Consider the following 14,018-nt stretch of genomic DNA (forward strand, 5'->3'; position numbering starts at 1 on the left):
TTACTGGATCGGGAAATCGACCGGCTTCTGGCGCGCGGCGACGATCTTGCCGACCGCCAGCACGAACAGCGCGCCGATCACGCCGGCCGCGTAGCGCACCAGATCGGTCACTTCCGGCCGTGCTTCGGTGCTCGCCGGGTCGAGCGGCATATAGGGCAGCACGCCCGGATCGGTCACCAGCATGGTGCCGGCGATCCAGCCGAGCAACATGGCACCCAGCGTGACGATGAAGGGGAAACGGGTCATCAGGCCGAGCACGATCTGGCTGCCCCACACGATGATGGGGATGGACACCAGCAGGCCGAACACCACCAGCGGCAGCTGATGGCCAGCACCGGCCCCTTCGGCCGCGCCGGCAATCGCGATCACGTTGTCCACGCTCATGACCAGATCAGCCACGATGACCGTCTTGACCGCACCCCACAGCTTGTCGCTGGAGGCGATGTTGGCGTGTTCGTCCTCGTCCTCCGGCATCAGCAGTTTGATGCCGATCCACAGCAGCAGCAGTGCGCCGACCACCTTCAGGAAAGGCACCTTGAGCAGCGTGAGCGCGAACATGATGAGGATGACGCGCAGCAATACCGCGCCGGCCGTGCCCCACATGATGCCCAGCTTGCGTTGCGCCGGCGGCAGCTTGCGGCAAGCCAGCGCGATCACGACCGCGTTGTCGCCGCCCAGCAGGATGTCGATCATGATGATCTGGCCGACGGCGAGCCAGAACTCGGGAGAAGTGAAGTCCATCGTGTGTTGCGCCCGGATTGCGAAAGCGCGGATTCTACCGACAGAGCTTTATGAAGGGCACAAATGAAAAGGCCACCGCCTGCGCGGTGGCCTTTTCAGCCGCGTCCGTACCGGATACGGATCACCCGGTCAGAGCTTGGCCTTCAGCAGCTTGGCCATTTCCGACGGATTGCGCGTCACGGTGAAGCCGCACTCTTCCATGATGGAAAGCTTGGCGTCGGCGGTATCGGCACCGCCCGAGATCAGCGCGCCGGCGTGGCCCATGCGCTTGCCCGGGGGCGCGGTGACGCCAGCGATGAAGCCGACGATGGGCTTCTTCATATTGGCCTTGCACCACTGCGCCGCTTCGGCTTCGTCCGGACCGCCGATCTCGCCGATCATGATCACCGCGTCGGTGTCCGGATCATCGTTGAACATGCGCATCACGTCTATATGCTTGAGCCCGTTGATCGGGTCGCCACCGATGCCGACCGCGCTCGACTGGCCGAGACCGATTTCGCTCAGCTGGCCAACCGCTTCGTAGGTCAGCGTGCCGGAGCGGCTGACCACGCCGATGCGGCCCTTCTTGTGGATGTGGCCCGGCATGATGCCGATCTTGATTTCGTCCGGCGTAATCAGGCCCGGGCAGTTCGGGCCCAGCAGCAGCGTCTTCTTGCCGCCGGCCGCTTCCTTGGCCTTCATCTTGTTGCGCACCATCAGCATGTCGCGCACCGGAATGCCTTCGGTGATGCAGATGACCAGATCGAGGTCGGCTTCGACCGCTTCCCAGATCGCTGCCGCAGCGCCCGGAGGCGGCACGTAGATGACCGACACGGTGGCGCCGGTGGCAGCCTTCGCTTCAGCCACGGTGGCGTGGATGGGGATGCCTTCGAAGTCTTCGCCCGCCTTCTTCGGATTCACGCCGGCGACGAAACAGTTCGCGCCATTGGCGTAGTCGCGGCACATGCGGGTGTGGAACTGGCCTGTCTTCCCGGTGATGCCCTGGGTGATGACCTTGGTGTCCTTGTTGATCAGAATCGACATGTCTGGTTCTCCCCTCAGTGTCCGGCCACGGCGGCCACGATCTTCTGTGCCGCATCCGCCATGCTGTCGGCCGAAATGATGGGCAGACCCGAGTCCGCCAGAATCTGCTTGCCAAGCTGTTCGTTGGTGCCCTTCATGCGCACCACCAGCGGCACCGTCAGGTGCACTTCGCGTGCCGCGGCGACGACGCCGGTGGCGATGGTGTCGCAGCGCATGATGCCGCCGAAGATGTTCACCAGGATGCCGCGCACGTTCGGGTTGCGCAGCATGATCTTGAACGCCTCGGTCACCTTCTCGGTGGTGGCACCGCCGCCCACGTCGAGGAAGTTGGCCGGCTCTGCGCCGTACAGCTTGATCACGTCCATGGTGGCCATGGCCAGACCGGCACCGTTCACCAGGCAGCCGATGTTGCCGTCCAGCGACACGTAGCTGAGGTCGAACTTCGACGCCTCGATTTCGGCCGCGTCCTCTTCGTCGAGGTCGCGGAAGGCCACGATGTCTTCATGGCGGTAGAGCGCGTTCGAATCGAAGTCGAACTTGGCGTCCAGCGCCTTGATGTTGCCGTTACCCTCGAGAATCAGCGGATTGATTTCCGCCAGCGAGGCATCGGTGTCCATGTAGCAGGTGTAGAGCTTCTTGAAGGTGTCGATCGCCTGCGCCTGCGATGCTTCGGGAACGCCAATGCCGTCGGCCAGTTCCTTGCCCTGCGCGTCGGTCATGCCGACCAGCGGGTCGACGAACACCTTGATGATTTTTTCCGGGGTGTTGTGGGCGACTTCCTCGATGTCCATGCCGCCTTCCGACGAGGCCATCATCGCCACCTTCTGCGTCGCACGGTCGGTCAGCGCGGCGACGTAGTATTCCTTGCGGATGTCGGCGCCTTCCTCGATCAGCAGGCGACGGACCTTCTGGCCTTCCGGGCCGGTCTGATGCGTGACCAGCTGCATGCCCATGATCTGCTTCGCGAACTCGCGCACTTCGTCGAGCGACTTCGCCACCTTCACGCCGCCACCCTTGCCGCGGCCGCCGGCGTGGATCTGCGCCTTGACAACCCAGACCTTGCCGCCGAGCGATTCCGCCGCGGCCACAGCCTGGTCAACCTCGAAAACCGGTACTCCGCGCGGCGTGACCACACCGAAACGGCGCAATACCTCCTTCGCCTGATACTCATGGATCTTCATGCGTATTCCTCGCCTTGTTGTCTGCACAGGATGGTGAAACGCCCGCTTCGGGTTGTAGCCCTCACGGATCTTGTCAGGCACCGCGACGCCGGTCGGCGGTCGGTGCCGGCCGCCAGGCGCGCAGTGCCCGGTGGCGTAATCCATAATTATACGCTCGCTTCGCTGCACCGCAGCGAACAGCAGGATAAGAAATCCTCAATCCAGCATGGGGCCTATCATCAGATCGAGCCTGCCCACACCCGCCACCGATGCTTCGATCCGGTCGCCCGGTTGCAGTGCGGAAACGCCGGCCGGCGTGCCGGTAAACAGCAGATCGCCAGCGCGCAGTTCAACCAGCGCCGACAGCCGGACCAGCAAGGATTCGACATCGAGAATCATGTCCGACAGATCGCCCTGCTGGCGCGGCCGGCCATTCACCGACAGTTCGATGCGGCCGCTGCGCGGGTGACCGCACACCGCCGCCGGCACCAGGTCCGACATCGGCGCGCTGAAATCAAAACCCTTGCCCATGTCCCAGGGCTGGCCCTTGTCACGCGCGGCGCGCTGCAGATCCCGGCGGGTCAGGTCCAGCCCGACACCGTAACCGTAGATGCAGGCCCGGGCCTGCGCAGCGTCAAGATTGCGCCCGCCACCGTTCAGCGCCACCACCAGTTCCACTTCATGCTGCAGGTCGGCCGTCTGTGACGGATAGGGCACGCTGTCTGGCAGCGGCACCGCGGCGTCACCGGGCTTGGAAAAGAAGAAAGGCTGTTCCAGCGCCGGGTCATGACCCATCTCGCGCGCGTGATCGGCGTAGTTGCGGCCGACGCAGTAGATGCGGCGCACCGGAAAACAGGCGTTTTCGCCGCGGACCGGCAGCTGCACGGGTGAAAGTTCGAAAAGCGTCGCCGGCATGCGGCCTCCATGAAGGTTGTCCGATACACAATTTTGCCTGTTCCCGGATCGCCTTGCCTGAGGCGGCTCACGAAAGCGTGCGCCACTAAAGTAAAGTTTCCCCTTTGCAGGCCGAAAGAACCCACAATCGGGTATCGCCTATTGCTCACCGGCTCGGAGTTTCATCAATTGCACACGCTAGGCACCGCGCACGCACGAACGCTCAGACGCTCGCGTGCCCGCATGCGTCCGACGCTGCTGGCCGCCGCCCTGCTCGCCATCGGCCTTCAGGCTACTGATGCCCAGGCACTCGGGCTCGGTGGCCTGCGCGTACGTTCTGCGCTGGGAGAACCGTTCCGGGCCGAGGTATCGCTGATCGGCAGCGGCGAAAGCACTCCTGCCAGCACATGCTTCTCGGTGGGCACACCGCCGTCGATAGGCGCAGACGATCTCCCGTGGCTGGGCAGCGGCCGCATCCGCATTCAGGGCCACACGCTGTACATCAGCAGCACCGCAGTCAACGAACCCATCCTGATGGTTGGCCTGAGGGTGGGCTGCGGCTTCGAAGTATCCCGTGACTACACCGTGCTGCTGCAACCCGAAGGCTCGGCACCGGAAGAAGCAGCGGTCGCCGCCACGCCGCTTGCCGCTGCGACGCCGGCCGACGCAGCGCGTCCGGCCGGCGCCGCGCGCACGCCACGGGCAGAGGCAAGCGCCCGTACGGACGAGGCCGCAGCACAATCCGCTCAGGCCGAACCGGCACGCCCTGCCCGCAAGGCGAAACCGAAACGCAGTGACGGCAGCGGCGACCGCCTGTTCGTGGCCCCCGGTCTGGACAGCGGCGCACTGAAGATGTCCGGCGGCATGGGCAACCGGCCCGAAGCCACCGAAGCACAGCGGGAAGCGCTGCGCAGCGAGCAGAAGCTGCTGGCCGCGCTGGACGAGCAGATCGCCACTCATCTGGCGATCGCAGACAAGGTGAAGCACCTCGAAGCCCGTCTGACCGAACTGCAGAAACAGCTGGACCGCAGCGGTGCAGTGCTCGACGCCACCCGCGCCCCGGCTGCCGCAGCACCTCCGCCAGTTCAGGCCACGCCCACGGCAGCACCTGCCGCAGAGCAGGCTCCGACCACGGCAGACACCTCTACCCCTCCGGCCGAACCCGCCGCACCACCGACACCGGAAGCAAACGCGCCCGCAGCAGAGCCGCCACCGCCCGCGCCCGGCCTGACCAACGAACCCGCCAAGATCGTCACCAAACTGCCGCCGGACAGTGCTCCCCAGGAAGAACCGGTGGTGCAGACCGGCGGCGTGGACTGGATGGTGGCGGGGCTGGGACTGGCCGCCGCCGGCGCAGTGCTGGGCGGAGGCATGCTCTGGCGTCGCCGGACCGCCCGCCTGGCTGAAGCACGGGCGCGGCGCCAGCAGGAGCTTGAAGCGCGTCTGGCCGAACAGCAGCAGACGACACGCCGCCGCGAACAGCGCGCGGCCGACAACGCATACGCACAGGGTGACGACGAGCCCTCCTTCGAGGCCAGGACGCCGTTTCCCGGCGCCCGCACAGAAGCCGCCCGCACCAGCCCTTTCACGCCCGCGGTCCAGCTGACTCCGCCGCCCGCACCGACGAACACCGCGACGGTCAGCTCGCACTCAAATGCGGTCGACGAAGTGGCTTCGATCGAGCACTTCCCTGGCGAGGCGCCGGCTGAGCACATGGAAAACATGGCCATCGCGGCGCCGCCGCCTGACACGCCGGCGGCCGAGCCGCCGTCCGTGAGCGCCACGGTGCCGGACCTTGAATTCACGCCGGCCGCTGTATCCAGCGTGGATTTCGAACTGGGTACCGACAGCGACGTCGGCGGCGCGGCGACAAGCGCACCGGCACGGCTGGATCTGGAATTCGATACATTCGTCGGCAGCGCCAGTTCAACCGGCAGCGCCGGCGATACCGCGCCGGCACAAGGCCCGCGTCTGGTGAGCAGTCAGGCCAGCATTCCGATCGACCAGTCCGCCCAGTCGGCCAATGAGGAAGAGGCGCCCTCGCACGAACACGTGCTGGAACTGGCGGAGATCATGATGTCCTTCGGCCGCGCCGAAGGCGCCGCCCAGACCTTGTCCGATTTCCTGCGCGACTACCCGAAGGAGTCGCTCGTGCCCTGGCTCAAGCTGCTCGACCTGTATCACAAGGGCGGACGCCGCGGCGAGTACGACGATCTGGCGCCCAAGCTGAACCGGGCCTTCAATGTGAAAGTGCCGCAGTGGGAAGAGTTCACCGGCCCGATCACTTCGGAATCGGTGGAACAGTTCGCCCACATCATGGCCCGGGTCAATGCGACCTGGCCGGGTCAGGACTGCCTCGATTACCTGACCGAACTGCTGCGCGACAATCGCGCCGGCACCCGCATCGGCTTTCCGCTGGGCGTGATCGACGACATCCTGCTGCTCAAGAGCATGCTGGAATGGCTGATCGCCAACCCGCCGCTCACCAACACCAGCGCGTCCCGCCTCGCCCTGCTCTGACGCGCCGGCGCGCGTCAGGCCGGGTTGTCGATATCGACGAAATCCACCTGCAGACCGAACTGCGCGGCGACATGTGCGCCGAGCGCGCGCACGCCGTAGCGCTCGGTCGCGTGGTGGCCGGCCGCGATGTAAGGCACGCCGGATTCGCGCGCCAGATGCGTGGTCTGTTCCGAAATCTCGCCGGACAGATACAGATCAACCCCTTCGGCGATCGCCTGCTCGAAATAGCCCTGGGCACCGCCGGTGCACCAGGCCACCCGGCGTACGCTACGCGCGGTATCGCCCACCAGCAGCGCTTCGCGCCCCAGTGCGGCACCGACCTGCTGCGCCAGCACTGACGCCGGCACAGGCTGCGCGGTTTCACCCAGCCACAGCAGCCCCTGATCGCCGGCCACGCCGGTGGGCGTCAGGCCGAGTACGCGGCCCAGCTGGGCGTTGTTGCCCAGTTCGGCGTGCGCATCCAGCGGCAGGTGGTAGGCGAACAGATTGATATCGTGCGCCAGCAGCCGGGCCAGTCTGGCCCTCTTCATGCCAGTGATGCGGCCGTCCTCACCGCGCCAGAACCAGCCGTGATGTACCAGCAGTGCCTGGGCACCGCGCTCTATGGCAGCTTCGATCAGCGCCTGGCTGGCGGTCACGCCGCACACCACCTTATGCACCTCGGGCGCGCCTTCCACTTGCAGGCCGTTTGGGCAATAATCCTTGAAGCGCGCGGCTTCCAGCAGGTCATCCAGATGTCGTTGCAGCTGCTTTCTGTCCATTCCCGATCACTTTTTCCCCGTTCTGGCTCCCGAATTATGCAGCGTCTGTGGCTGGTCTTTGCTCAATCGGTCACTGCCGCTCTGGCCGTGCTGTTCGTCGTGGTCACGCTGAAGCCCGAATGGCTGCCGGTGCGCAACGGCACCCCGTCCGGCGGTAGCCCGCTGCCGTCGATAGAACATCTGCTGCCCGCGCCTCCGCCGGTCACCACCCGGGTCGAGGCGGCCAAGGTGGTGAGCTATTCCGATGCGGCTCAGAAGGCCCTGCCGTCGGTGGTGCACGTCTTCACCACCAAGGCGGTGCGCACGCCGCAGCATCCGCTGATGAACGATCCGGTATTCCGCCACTTCTTCGGCGATCGCCTGGGCAATCAGCCGCAGCGCCAGATGGGTCTGGGTTCCGGCGTCATCGTCAGCGAGGACGGCGTGGTGCTGACCAATAACCATGTGGTAGAGGCGGCGGACGAGATCGAGGTGTCGCTGAACGATGGCGGCAAGTATCCGGCGGTACTGATCGGCAGCGACCCGGAATCCGATCTGGCGGTGCTGCGGGTGAAGGCGCCGGGCAAGCTGCCGGCGGTCAGCTTCGCCGGCAGCGACAGCCTGCGCATCGGCGATGTGGTGCTGGCCATCGGCAACCCCTTCGACGTGGGCCAGACCGTCACCATGGGCATCGTGTCAGCGCTCGGCCGTTCGCAGCTGGGCATCAACACCTTCGAGAACTTCATCCAGACCGACGCCGCCATCAATCCGGGCAATTCAGGCGGCGCGCTGGTCGACGCCAACGGCAATCTGGTCGGCATCAATACCGCCATCTATTCACGCAGCGGCGGTTCGCTGGGTATCGGTTTCGCGATCCCGGCCAGCACCGCGCGCAGCGTGATGGAACAGATCGTCGCCAGCGGCTCGGTCACCCGCGGCTGGGTCGGCGTCGAGGTGCAGGAACTGACGCCCGAGCTGGCGGAAAGCTTCAAGTACCCGCTGACCGGCGGAGCGCTGATCGCCGGCGTGATGCGCGGCAGCCCGGCCGATCGCGGCGGCGTGCGCCCGGGCGACGTGCTGCTGGAGGTGGAAGGCCGCAAGGTGAAGGACGCGTCGGGCATGCTGCAGCTGATCGCGGCCCTGGTGCCGGGTCAGCAGGCCACGCTGAAGCTGTATCGCAGCGGCGGCGAGCGGGACATCGCGGTCACCGTGGGCAAGCGCCCGCTCAACGGCGTGGCTGCCAAGAACCGCGAATGACCTGGATGACGTGAGCGGAATGAGCGGCGGGCGGTCAGCCGACCGCCCTGCTCACGGAACAGCCGTTCAGGCTGCGGTATCCGATGTATCGCTGTCGCGCCGCGACACCGGGCCACCGATGAAACGGGCGGCCAGAATGCCCAGTTCGTACAGCAGGCACAGCGGAATCGCCAGCATCAGCTGGGACACCACATCGGGCGGCGTGACCACTGCCGCCACCACGAAGGCACCAACGATGACGTAAGGACGGGCTTCCTTCAGCTTTTCGATGGTGACCAGGCCGAAGCGCACCAGCACGATCACGACCACCGGCACCTCGAAAGTGACGCCGAAGGCGGTGAACATGGTGAGTACGAAGCTGAGGTACTGCTCGATATCCGGCGCCGGGGTGATGCTCTTCGGTGCGAATTCGGCGATGAAGTGAAATACCACGCCGAACACGAAGGTGTAGCAGAAGGCCATGCCGAGCACGAACAGCACTGTACTGGCGATGATGAGCGGCAGGCCAAGCCGCTTTTCGTGCGCATACAGGCCGGGCGCAACGAAGGCCCAGGCCTGATAGAGCACATAGGGCAGCGCGATCAGGAAGGCCACCATCATGGTCACCTTGATCGGCACGAAGAAGGGCGTCACCACGCCGGTGGCAATCATCTTGGTGCCTTCCGGCAGCGCGATCATCAGCGGACGGGCCAGCATGTCGTAGATATCAGCCGCCCACGGCATCAGGCAGATGAACACGATGACGATGGCGGCCACCGCGCGCAGCAGGCGGTCGCGCAGTTCAACCAGATGGGAAATGAAGCTTTCGGTCTGCTCGCTCATGTCTTGTCGGCCGGGGCGGCCGGCGTTGCCGGTGTGGCTTCGGGCAGCGGAATGTCGAGGGACAGCTGGGCGGATTCGGGCTGCGGGCGGGCAGATGCTGCGACCACCTCCTGCGGCACGTCAGGCGACGCAGCGGAGAGGTCCTGCTCGGCAGCCTGCTGCTCGATGGCCGCGTACTTTTCCTGCTCGGCCATGGCCGCCTTCATCTGATCGCTCAGACCATCCACTTCCTTGTTCGCGGTGGACACCGCCTCACTGGCCTGACGCTCGACATCACGCACTTGCTGCTCGACCTGGGCCTGCAGCTTGCGCAGTTCCTCAAGCTGCATTTCACGCGAAATGTCCGCCTTCACATCGCTGACATAGCGCTGCAGGCGGCCCAGCAGATGGCCGGCAGTACGCGCGACACGCGGCAGGCGCTCGGGACCGAGCACCAGCAGCGCCACGACGCCGATTACGAAAAGTTCGGAGAAACCGATGTCGAACATGGGACGGGAGGCGTGATGCGCAGGTCAGACCGCGGCCTGACCTGCGTGGACGGAATCGCGGCGCGAGCCGCGAAGATCGCGGCTCTGCCGGTCAGGACTTGACCTTCTCTTCGGCCTTCACGTCTATCGTGTGACCGACGCTCTGGGTCGGCTGGTCGGACGGAGCACCGGATTCAGCGCCCTTCATGCCTTCCTTGAAACCCTTCACCGCGCCGCCGAGATCGGAGCCGATGTTGCGCAGCTTCTTGGTGCCGAACACGAGAAGCACGATGACGAGCACGATGAGCCAGTGCGTGATGCTGAGCGAACCCATGGATTACCTCTCGGAAACGATCATGGGCGGCAGCGGGTGGTCACCGCCCAGAACATGCATGTGAAGATGATACACCTCCTGCCGACCCACCTTTCCGCAGTTGATGATGGTGCGGAAACCGTCACCCGCGCCCGCTGCGCGGGCCAGCTCACCGGCCTTCGCCAGCATGCGGCCAAGGATGGCTTCATGGCTGCCGTCGGCATCGTAGAGCGTCGCGACATGCGCCTTCGGAATGATCAGGAAGTGCACCGGCGCCTGCGGATTGATGTCGTGGAAGGCGTAGATCAGGTCGTCCTCGTACAGCTTGCGCGACGGAATCTTGCCTTCGATGATCTTGCAGAAGATGCAGTTGGGGTCGTGCATGGTGTCAGTCTGTCCCTGAGGCCGAAAGTTTCAAATACGCGTATTACCGTATTGCGAGCGGACCTCAGCCCCCGGTGCGCGAACGCTTCTCGTCGATGCCGGAAATGCCCTCGCGGCGGCGGAACTCGTGCAGCACGTCTTCCACGGTCAGGCCGTGATGGGCCAGCAGCACCATGGAGTGGAACCACAGATCGCACACCTCGCGCACCACGTGGCCGACGTCGCCGTCCTTGGACGCCATGATGGTTTCAGCCGCCTCTTCCGCCACCTTTTTGCAGATCGCGTCGGTGCCCTTGTGGAACAGCGAGGACACGTAGCTCGACGACGGGTCGGCACCCTTGCGCTCGGCAATGGTCTGCGCAACGCGGCGCAGCACTTCGATATCGATCATTTGTAGATGTCGTCCGGGTTCTTGATGACCGGGTCGACCTCATCCCAGTGGCCATCGGTGAGCGAATGGAAGAAGCAGCTGTGGCGGCCGGTGTGGCAGGCGATGCCGCCGGTCTGTTCGACCTTGAGCAGCAGCACGTCGCGGTCGCAGTCGAGCCGGATGTCCAGCACCTTCTGCGTGTGGCCGGATTCCTCGCCCTTGTGCCACAGCTTGCGGCGCGAGCGCGACCAGAACACCGCCTCGCGCAGTTCTGCGGTGCGCGCCAGTGCGTCACGGTTCATCCAGGCGAACATGAGCACGTCGCCGGTCGATGCTTCCTGCACGATGACCGGCAGCAGACCGTTGTCGTCCCAGGCGATGTCCTTGATCCAGTCCGGCATGCTCATCACAGACGGACCTCGATGCCGCGCGCCTTCATGCGCTCCTTGGCTTCGCGCACCGTGTGCTCGCCGAAGTGGAAGATGCTGGCCGCCAGCACCGCGTCGGCGCCGCCTTCAAGCACGCCATCGACCAGATGGTCGAGGTTGCCGACGCCACCCGACGCGATGACCGGAATGGGCACCGCATCAGACACCGCGCGCGTGAGCGCGAGGTCGAAACCGCTCTTGGTGCCGTCCCGGTCCATGCTGGTGAGCAGGATTTCGCCGGCGCCCAGCGCCGCCACCCGCTGCGCCCATTCGATGGCATCAAGGCCGGTGGCCTTGCGACCGCCGTGGGTAAACACTTCCCAGCGCGGCTGGCCGTCACGGTCATCGACCCGCTTGGCGTCGATCGCGACCACGATGGCCTGCGAGCCGACCTTGCCGGAAGCGCGAGCCACCAGCTCCGGATCGGTGATCGCGGCGGTGTTCATGCTCACCTTGTCGGCACCGGCATTGAGCAGCCGGCGCACATCGTCCACGGTGCGCACGCCACCACCGACGGTGAGCGGAATGAACACCTGCTCGGCCACCTGCTGCACCACGTGCAGGATGATGTCGCGCGCGTCGGAGCTGGCGGTGATGTCGAGAAAGGTCAGTTCGTCCGCGCCCTGCTCGTCGTAGCGACGGGCGATCTCGACCGGGTCGCCAGCGTCCTTCAGCGACACGAAATTAACGCCCTTGACCACGCGGCCGGCGTTGACGTCCAGACAGGGAATGATGCGCTTGGCTAGCATGTGTGTTCCGCGCCGAGCGCGAGCAAAAGTGGTTCAGCCCTTGCCGTTGAGCCGGTCGGCTTCCGCCTGGGCCGCAGCGAAGTCCAGCGTGCCTTCGTAGATGGCACGGCCGGTGATGGCGCCGATCACGCCTTCATCCTCGACCGCGCACAGGCCGCGGATGTCATCCAGATTGGTGACGCCACCGGAGGCGATGACCGGAATGCGCAGCGCCTGGGCCAGCTTCACCGTCGCGTCGATGTTCACGCCGCTCAGCATGCCGTCGCGACCGATGTCGGTATAGACGATGGCTTCGACGCCCTGGTCCTCGAACTTCTTGGCCAGGTCGATCACGTCGTGGCCGGTCATCTTGGACCAGCCGTCGACCGCCACCTTGCCGTCCTTGGCATCGAGGCCGACGATGATGTGGCCAGGAAAGGCACCACAGGCGTCATGCACGAAGCCGGGGCTCTTGACCGCCGCGGTGCCGATGATGACGTAGCTGATGCCGTCGTCGAGATAGCGTTCGATGGTGTCGAGGTCGCGGATGCCGCCGCCGAGCTGGATCGGGATTTCGTCGCCCAGCTCTTTCACGATGGCCTTGATCGCGGCCTCGTTCTTCGGCTTGCCGGCCACGGCACCATTGAGGTCGACGAGGTGCAGGCGGCGGGCACCGGCGTCGAGCCAGTGGCGGGCCATGGCAGCCGGGTCTTCCGAAAATACGGTCACCACATCCATATCACCTTGCTTCAGGCGTACGCAGTGGCCGTCCTTGAGGTCGATGGCGGGAATGAGCAGCATGGCGCGAGTCGTGTCAGGGGTGAAGGAAAGGAAGAGCCGGACGGCAGCGTCAGGCCCGTGTAATCAGGGGATCCAGCCGATGAAGTTGGAAAGCAGGCGCAAGCCCGCTTGCGCGCTCTTTTCCGGGTGGAACTGCACCGCAAAAATATTATCGCGGGCTACCGCACTGGTAAAGGCTGCGCCGTAGCCGGTTTCGCCCACGGCAAGCGTCGCATCCGACGGGCGCACGTAATAGCTGTGCACGAAATAGAAGCGCTCGTCGTCCGGAATGCCGGCCCACATCGGATGGGCGCGGGTCTGCTTCACACCGTTCCAGCCCATGTGCGGCACCTTGAGCCGTGTGCCGCTGACCGGATCGACCGGGTCAGCGAAACGCTTCACCTCGCCCGCGAACAGGCCAAGCCCGGGCACATCGCCTTCTTCGCTGTGTTCGAACAGCATCTGCAGACCGATGCAGATGCCCAGGAAGGGCTTGCGGGCAGCCGCGTCGAGCACGACCGAACGCAGGCCGCGCGCATCCAGCTCGCGGGTACAGTCGGGCATGGCGCCCTGACCGGGGAAAACGACGCGGTCGGCAGCGGCGACCACCGAAGGGTCGCTGCTGACGATGACTTCGGCGTCGGGGGCTACGTGTTCAATCGCCTTGGCGACCGAACGCAGATTGCCCATGCCGTAGTCGATGATGGCAACGCGAGTCATGAGACGGCGAAAATCAGCGGTAAAGGATGAATCCGGAGCGGATCAGAGCGAACCCTTGGTCGACGGCATCTGGCCAGCCGCACGCTCGTCGCGCTCGGTGGCGGCGCGCAGTGCGCGGGCAAAGGCCTTGAACACGGTTTCGCACTGGTGATGGGCGTTGATGCCGCGCAGATTGTCAATGTGCAGCGTGCAGAGCGCGTGATTGACGAAGCCCTGGAAGAACTCGCGCGTCAGGTCCACGTCGAAATCGCCGATGCGGGCACGGGTGAACTCGACATTGAATTCCAGGCCGGGACGACCGGACAGGTCCACCACCACGCGCGACAGCGCCTCGTCCAGCGGCACGTAGGCGTGGCCGTAGCGGCGCAGGCCCTTCTTGTCGCCAAGCGCCTTCGCATAGGCCTGGCCCAGCGTGATGCCCACGTCTTCCACCGTATGGTGCGCGTCGATATGCAGGTCACCCTTGGCCTGCACGTCGAGATCGAACAGGCCGTGGCGGACGATCTGGTCCAGCATGTGGTCGAGGAAGGGTACGCCGGTGTCGAGCTTGCCCTGACCGGTACCGTCGAGATTGATGCGCACCGTGATCTGGGTTTCCAGAGTGTTGCGCGTGATGTCGGCTTGCCGCATGAAAGGGAACGAAGAAGATGCAGAAGGGTGATTCGGTGATC

At 65.2% G+C, this 14,018-nt stretch carries 17 protein-coding genes; 2 read left to right on the plus strand and 15 right to left on the minus strand.

Going from position 1 to position 14,018, the window contains the following annotated elements:
- From METUNV2_RS0114540 to METUNV2_RS0114555, 4 genes are all read right to left on the minus strand, one after another.
- Window positions 1–741, minus strand: a complete 741-nt coding sequence (locus METUNV2_RS0114540; RefSeq protein ID WP_018230202.1) for a TerC family protein — start codon at window positions 739–741, stop codon at window positions 1–3.
- Between the two features lie 129 nt (window positions 742–870).
- Complete coding sequence (sucD, locus tag METUNV2_RS0114545; RefSeq protein ID WP_018230203.1) at window positions 871–1,764, minus strand: succinate--CoA ligase subunit alpha; 894 nt, start codon at window positions 1,762–1,764, stop codon at window positions 871–873.
- Window positions 1,765–1,778: 14 nt separating this feature from the next.
- Complete coding sequence (sucC, locus tag METUNV2_RS0114550) at window positions 1,779–2,945, minus strand: ADP-forming succinate--CoA ligase subunit beta (protein WP_018230204.1); 1,167 nt, start codon at window positions 2,943–2,945, stop codon at window positions 1,779–1,781.
- A gap of 195 nt (window positions 2,946–3,140) precedes the next feature.
- A complete protein-coding gene (locus METUNV2_RS0114555; RefSeq protein ID WP_018230205.1) occupies window positions 3,141–3,839 on the minus strand; it encodes a fumarylacetoacetate hydrolase family protein in 699 nt (232 codons plus the stop codon).
- Between the two features lie 222 nt (window positions 3,840–4,061).
- Between METUNV2_RS0114555 and METUNV2_RS0114560 the strand changes: the two genes are divergently transcribed.
- Window positions 4,062–6,338, plus strand: a complete 2,277-nt coding sequence (locus METUNV2_RS0114560; protein WP_020493373.1) for a type IV pilus assembly protein FimV — start codon at window positions 4,062–4,064, stop codon at window positions 6,336–6,338.
- Window positions 6,339–6,352: 14 nt separating this feature from the next.
- On the opposite strand, the gene METUNV2_RS0114565 is transcribed toward METUNV2_RS0114560, so the two are convergent.
- Window positions 6,353–7,099 (minus strand): Nif3-like dinuclear metal center hexameric protein, encoded by a 747-nt coding sequence (locus METUNV2_RS0114565; RefSeq protein WP_018230206.1) that lies wholly within the window; start codon window positions 7,097–7,099, stop codon window positions 6,353–6,355.
- A gap of 36 nt (window positions 7,100–7,135) precedes the next feature.
- Here METUNV2_RS0114565 and METUNV2_RS0114570 point away from each other — a divergent pair, with 36 nt between their 5' ends.
- Window positions 7,136–8,335, plus strand: a complete 1,200-nt coding sequence (locus METUNV2_RS0114570) for a Do family serine endopeptidase (RefSeq protein WP_018230207.1) — start codon at window positions 7,136–7,138, stop codon at window positions 8,333–8,335.
- 66 nt (window positions 8,336–8,401) lie between these two features.
- On the opposite strand, the gene tatC is transcribed toward METUNV2_RS0114570, so the two are convergent.
- The 10 genes from tatC to hisB form a co-directional block, all read right to left on the minus strand.
- Window positions 8,402–9,157: a twin-arginine translocase subunit TatC gene (tatC, locus tag METUNV2_RS0114575; protein ID WP_018230208.1), complete on the minus strand. Its 756-nt coding sequence runs from the start codon at window positions 9,155–9,157 to the stop codon at window positions 8,402–8,404.
- The gene (gene tatB / locus METUNV2_RS0114580) at window positions 9,154–9,645 is read right to left on the minus strand and encodes a Sec-independent protein translocase protein TatB (RefSeq protein ID WP_018230209.1); all 492 of its coding nucleotides are present in this window, start codon (window positions 9,643–9,645) and stop codon (window positions 9,154–9,156) included. Before tatB ends, tatC begins: the two co-directional genes overlap by 4 nt.
- 91 nt (window positions 9,646–9,736) lie before the next feature.
- Window positions 9,737–9,958: a Sec-independent protein translocase subunit TatA gene (gene tatA / locus METUNV2_RS0114585; RefSeq protein WP_008062029.1), complete on the minus strand. Its 222-nt coding sequence runs from the start codon at window positions 9,956–9,958 to the stop codon at window positions 9,737–9,739.
- A gap of 3 nt (window positions 9,959–9,961) precedes the next feature.
- Entirely contained in the window at window positions 9,962–10,321 is a 360-nt protein-coding gene (locus METUNV2_RS0114590) for a histidine triad nucleotide-binding protein (RefSeq protein WP_018230210.1), read from the minus strand.
- 64 nt (window positions 10,322–10,385) lie between these two features.
- Entirely contained in the window at window positions 10,386–10,712 is a 327-nt protein-coding gene (locus METUNV2_RS0114595) for a phosphoribosyl-ATP diphosphatase (protein WP_008062026.1), read from the minus strand.
- Window positions 10,709–11,098 carry a phosphoribosyl-AMP cyclohydrolase gene (gene hisI, locus METUNV2_RS0114600; protein WP_018230211.1) on the minus strand — a complete coding sequence of 130 codons (390 nt, stop codon included), beginning with the start codon at window positions 11,096–11,098 and terminating at the stop codon, window positions 10,709–10,711. The genes METUNV2_RS0114595 and hisI overlap by 4 nt, the downstream gene beginning before the upstream one ends.
- Window positions 11,098–11,868, minus strand: coding sequence for an imidazole glycerol phosphate synthase subunit HisF (gene hisF, locus METUNV2_RS0114605; RefSeq protein WP_018230212.1), 771 nt, complete (start codon window positions 11,866–11,868; stop codon window positions 11,098–11,100). Before hisF ends, hisI begins: the two co-directional genes overlap by 1 nt.
- A gap of 33 nt (window positions 11,869–11,901) precedes the next feature.
- A complete protein-coding gene (gene hisA / locus METUNV2_RS0114610) occupies window positions 11,902–12,648 on the minus strand; it encodes a 1-(5-phosphoribosyl)-5-[(5-phosphoribosylamino)methylideneamino]imidazole-4-carboxamide isomerase (protein ID WP_018230213.1) in 747 nt (248 codons plus the stop codon).
- 63 nt (window positions 12,649–12,711) lie between these two features.
- Window positions 12,712–13,347 (minus strand): imidazole glycerol phosphate synthase subunit HisH, encoded by a 636-nt coding sequence (hisH, locus tag METUNV2_RS0114615; protein WP_018230214.1) that lies wholly within the window; start codon window positions 13,345–13,347, stop codon window positions 12,712–12,714.
- Between the two features lie 42 nt (window positions 13,348–13,389).
- Window positions 13,390–13,977, minus strand: a complete 588-nt coding sequence (gene hisB / locus METUNV2_RS0114620; protein WP_018230215.1) for an imidazoleglycerol-phosphate dehydratase HisB — start codon at window positions 13,975–13,977, stop codon at window positions 13,390–13,392.
- Between the last annotated feature and the right edge of the window lie 41 nt (window positions 13,978–14,018).

Source organism: Methyloversatilis universalis EHg5, from assembly GCF_000378945.1.
GTDB lineage: Bacteria > Pseudomonadota > Gammaproteobacteria > Burkholderiales > Rhodocyclaceae > Methyloversatilis > Methyloversatilis universalis_A.

Excerpts from the sequence above, each read along its gene's own strand:
- METUNV2_RS0114540 (WP_018230202.1), bottom strand. The coding sequence starts at position 741 with ATGGACTTCACTTCTCCCGAGTTCTGGCTCGCCGTCGGCCAGATCATC.
- sucD (WP_018230203.1), bottom strand. The coding sequence starts at position 1,764 with ATGTCGATTCTGATCAACAAGGACACCAAGGTCATCACCCAGGGCATC.
- sucC (WP_018230204.1), bottom strand. The coding sequence starts at position 2,945 with ATGAAGATCCATGAGTATCAGGCGAAGGAGGTATTGCGCCGTTTCGGT.
- METUNV2_RS0114555 (WP_018230205.1), bottom strand. The coding sequence starts at position 3,839 with ATGCCGGCGACGCTTTTCGAACTTTCACCCGTGCAGCTGCCGGTCCGC.
- METUNV2_RS0114560 (WP_020493373.1), top strand. The coding sequence starts at position 4,062 with ATGCGTCCGACGCTGCTGGCCGCCGCCCTGCTCGCCATCGGCCTTCAG.
- METUNV2_RS0114565 (WP_018230206.1), bottom strand. The coding sequence starts at position 7,099 with ATGGACAGAAAGCAGCTGCAACGACATCTGGATGACCTGCTGGAAGCC.
- METUNV2_RS0114570 (WP_018230207.1), top strand. The coding sequence starts at position 7,136 with ATGCAGCGTCTGTGGCTGGTCTTTGCTCAATCGGTCACTGCCGCTCTG.
- tatC (WP_018230208.1), bottom strand. The coding sequence starts at position 9,157 with ATGAGCGAGCAGACCGAAAGCTTCATTTCCCATCTGGTTGAACTGCGC.
- tatB (WP_018230209.1), bottom strand. The coding sequence starts at position 9,645 with ATGTTCGACATCGGTTTCTCCGAACTTTTCGTAATCGGCGTCGTGGCG.
- tatA (WP_008062029.1), bottom strand. The coding sequence starts at position 9,958 with ATGGGTTCGCTCAGCATCACGCACTGGCTCATCGTGCTCGTCATCGTG.
- METUNV2_RS0114590 (WP_018230210.1), bottom strand. The coding sequence starts at position 10,321 with ATGCACGACCCCAACTGCATCTTCTGCAAGATCATCGAAGGCAAGATT.
- METUNV2_RS0114595 (WP_008062026.1), bottom strand. The coding sequence starts at position 10,712 with ATGATCGATATCGAAGTGCTGCGCCGCGTTGCGCAGACCATTGCCGAG.
- hisI (WP_018230211.1), bottom strand. The coding sequence starts at position 11,098 with ATGAGCATGCCGGACTGGATCAAGGACATCGCCTGGGACGACAACGGT.
- hisF (WP_018230212.1), bottom strand. The coding sequence starts at position 11,868 with ATGCTAGCCAAGCGCATCATTCCCTGTCTGGACGTCAACGCCGGCCGC.
- hisA (WP_018230213.1), bottom strand. The coding sequence starts at position 12,648 with ATGCTGCTCATTCCCGCCATCGACCTCAAGGACGGCCACTGCGTACGC.
- hisH (WP_018230214.1), bottom strand. The coding sequence starts at position 13,347 with ATGACTCGCGTTGCCATCATCGACTACGGCATGGGCAATCTGCGTTCG.
- hisB (WP_018230215.1), bottom strand. The coding sequence starts at position 13,977 with ATGCGGCAAGCCGACATCACGCGCAACACTCTGGAAACCCAGATCACG.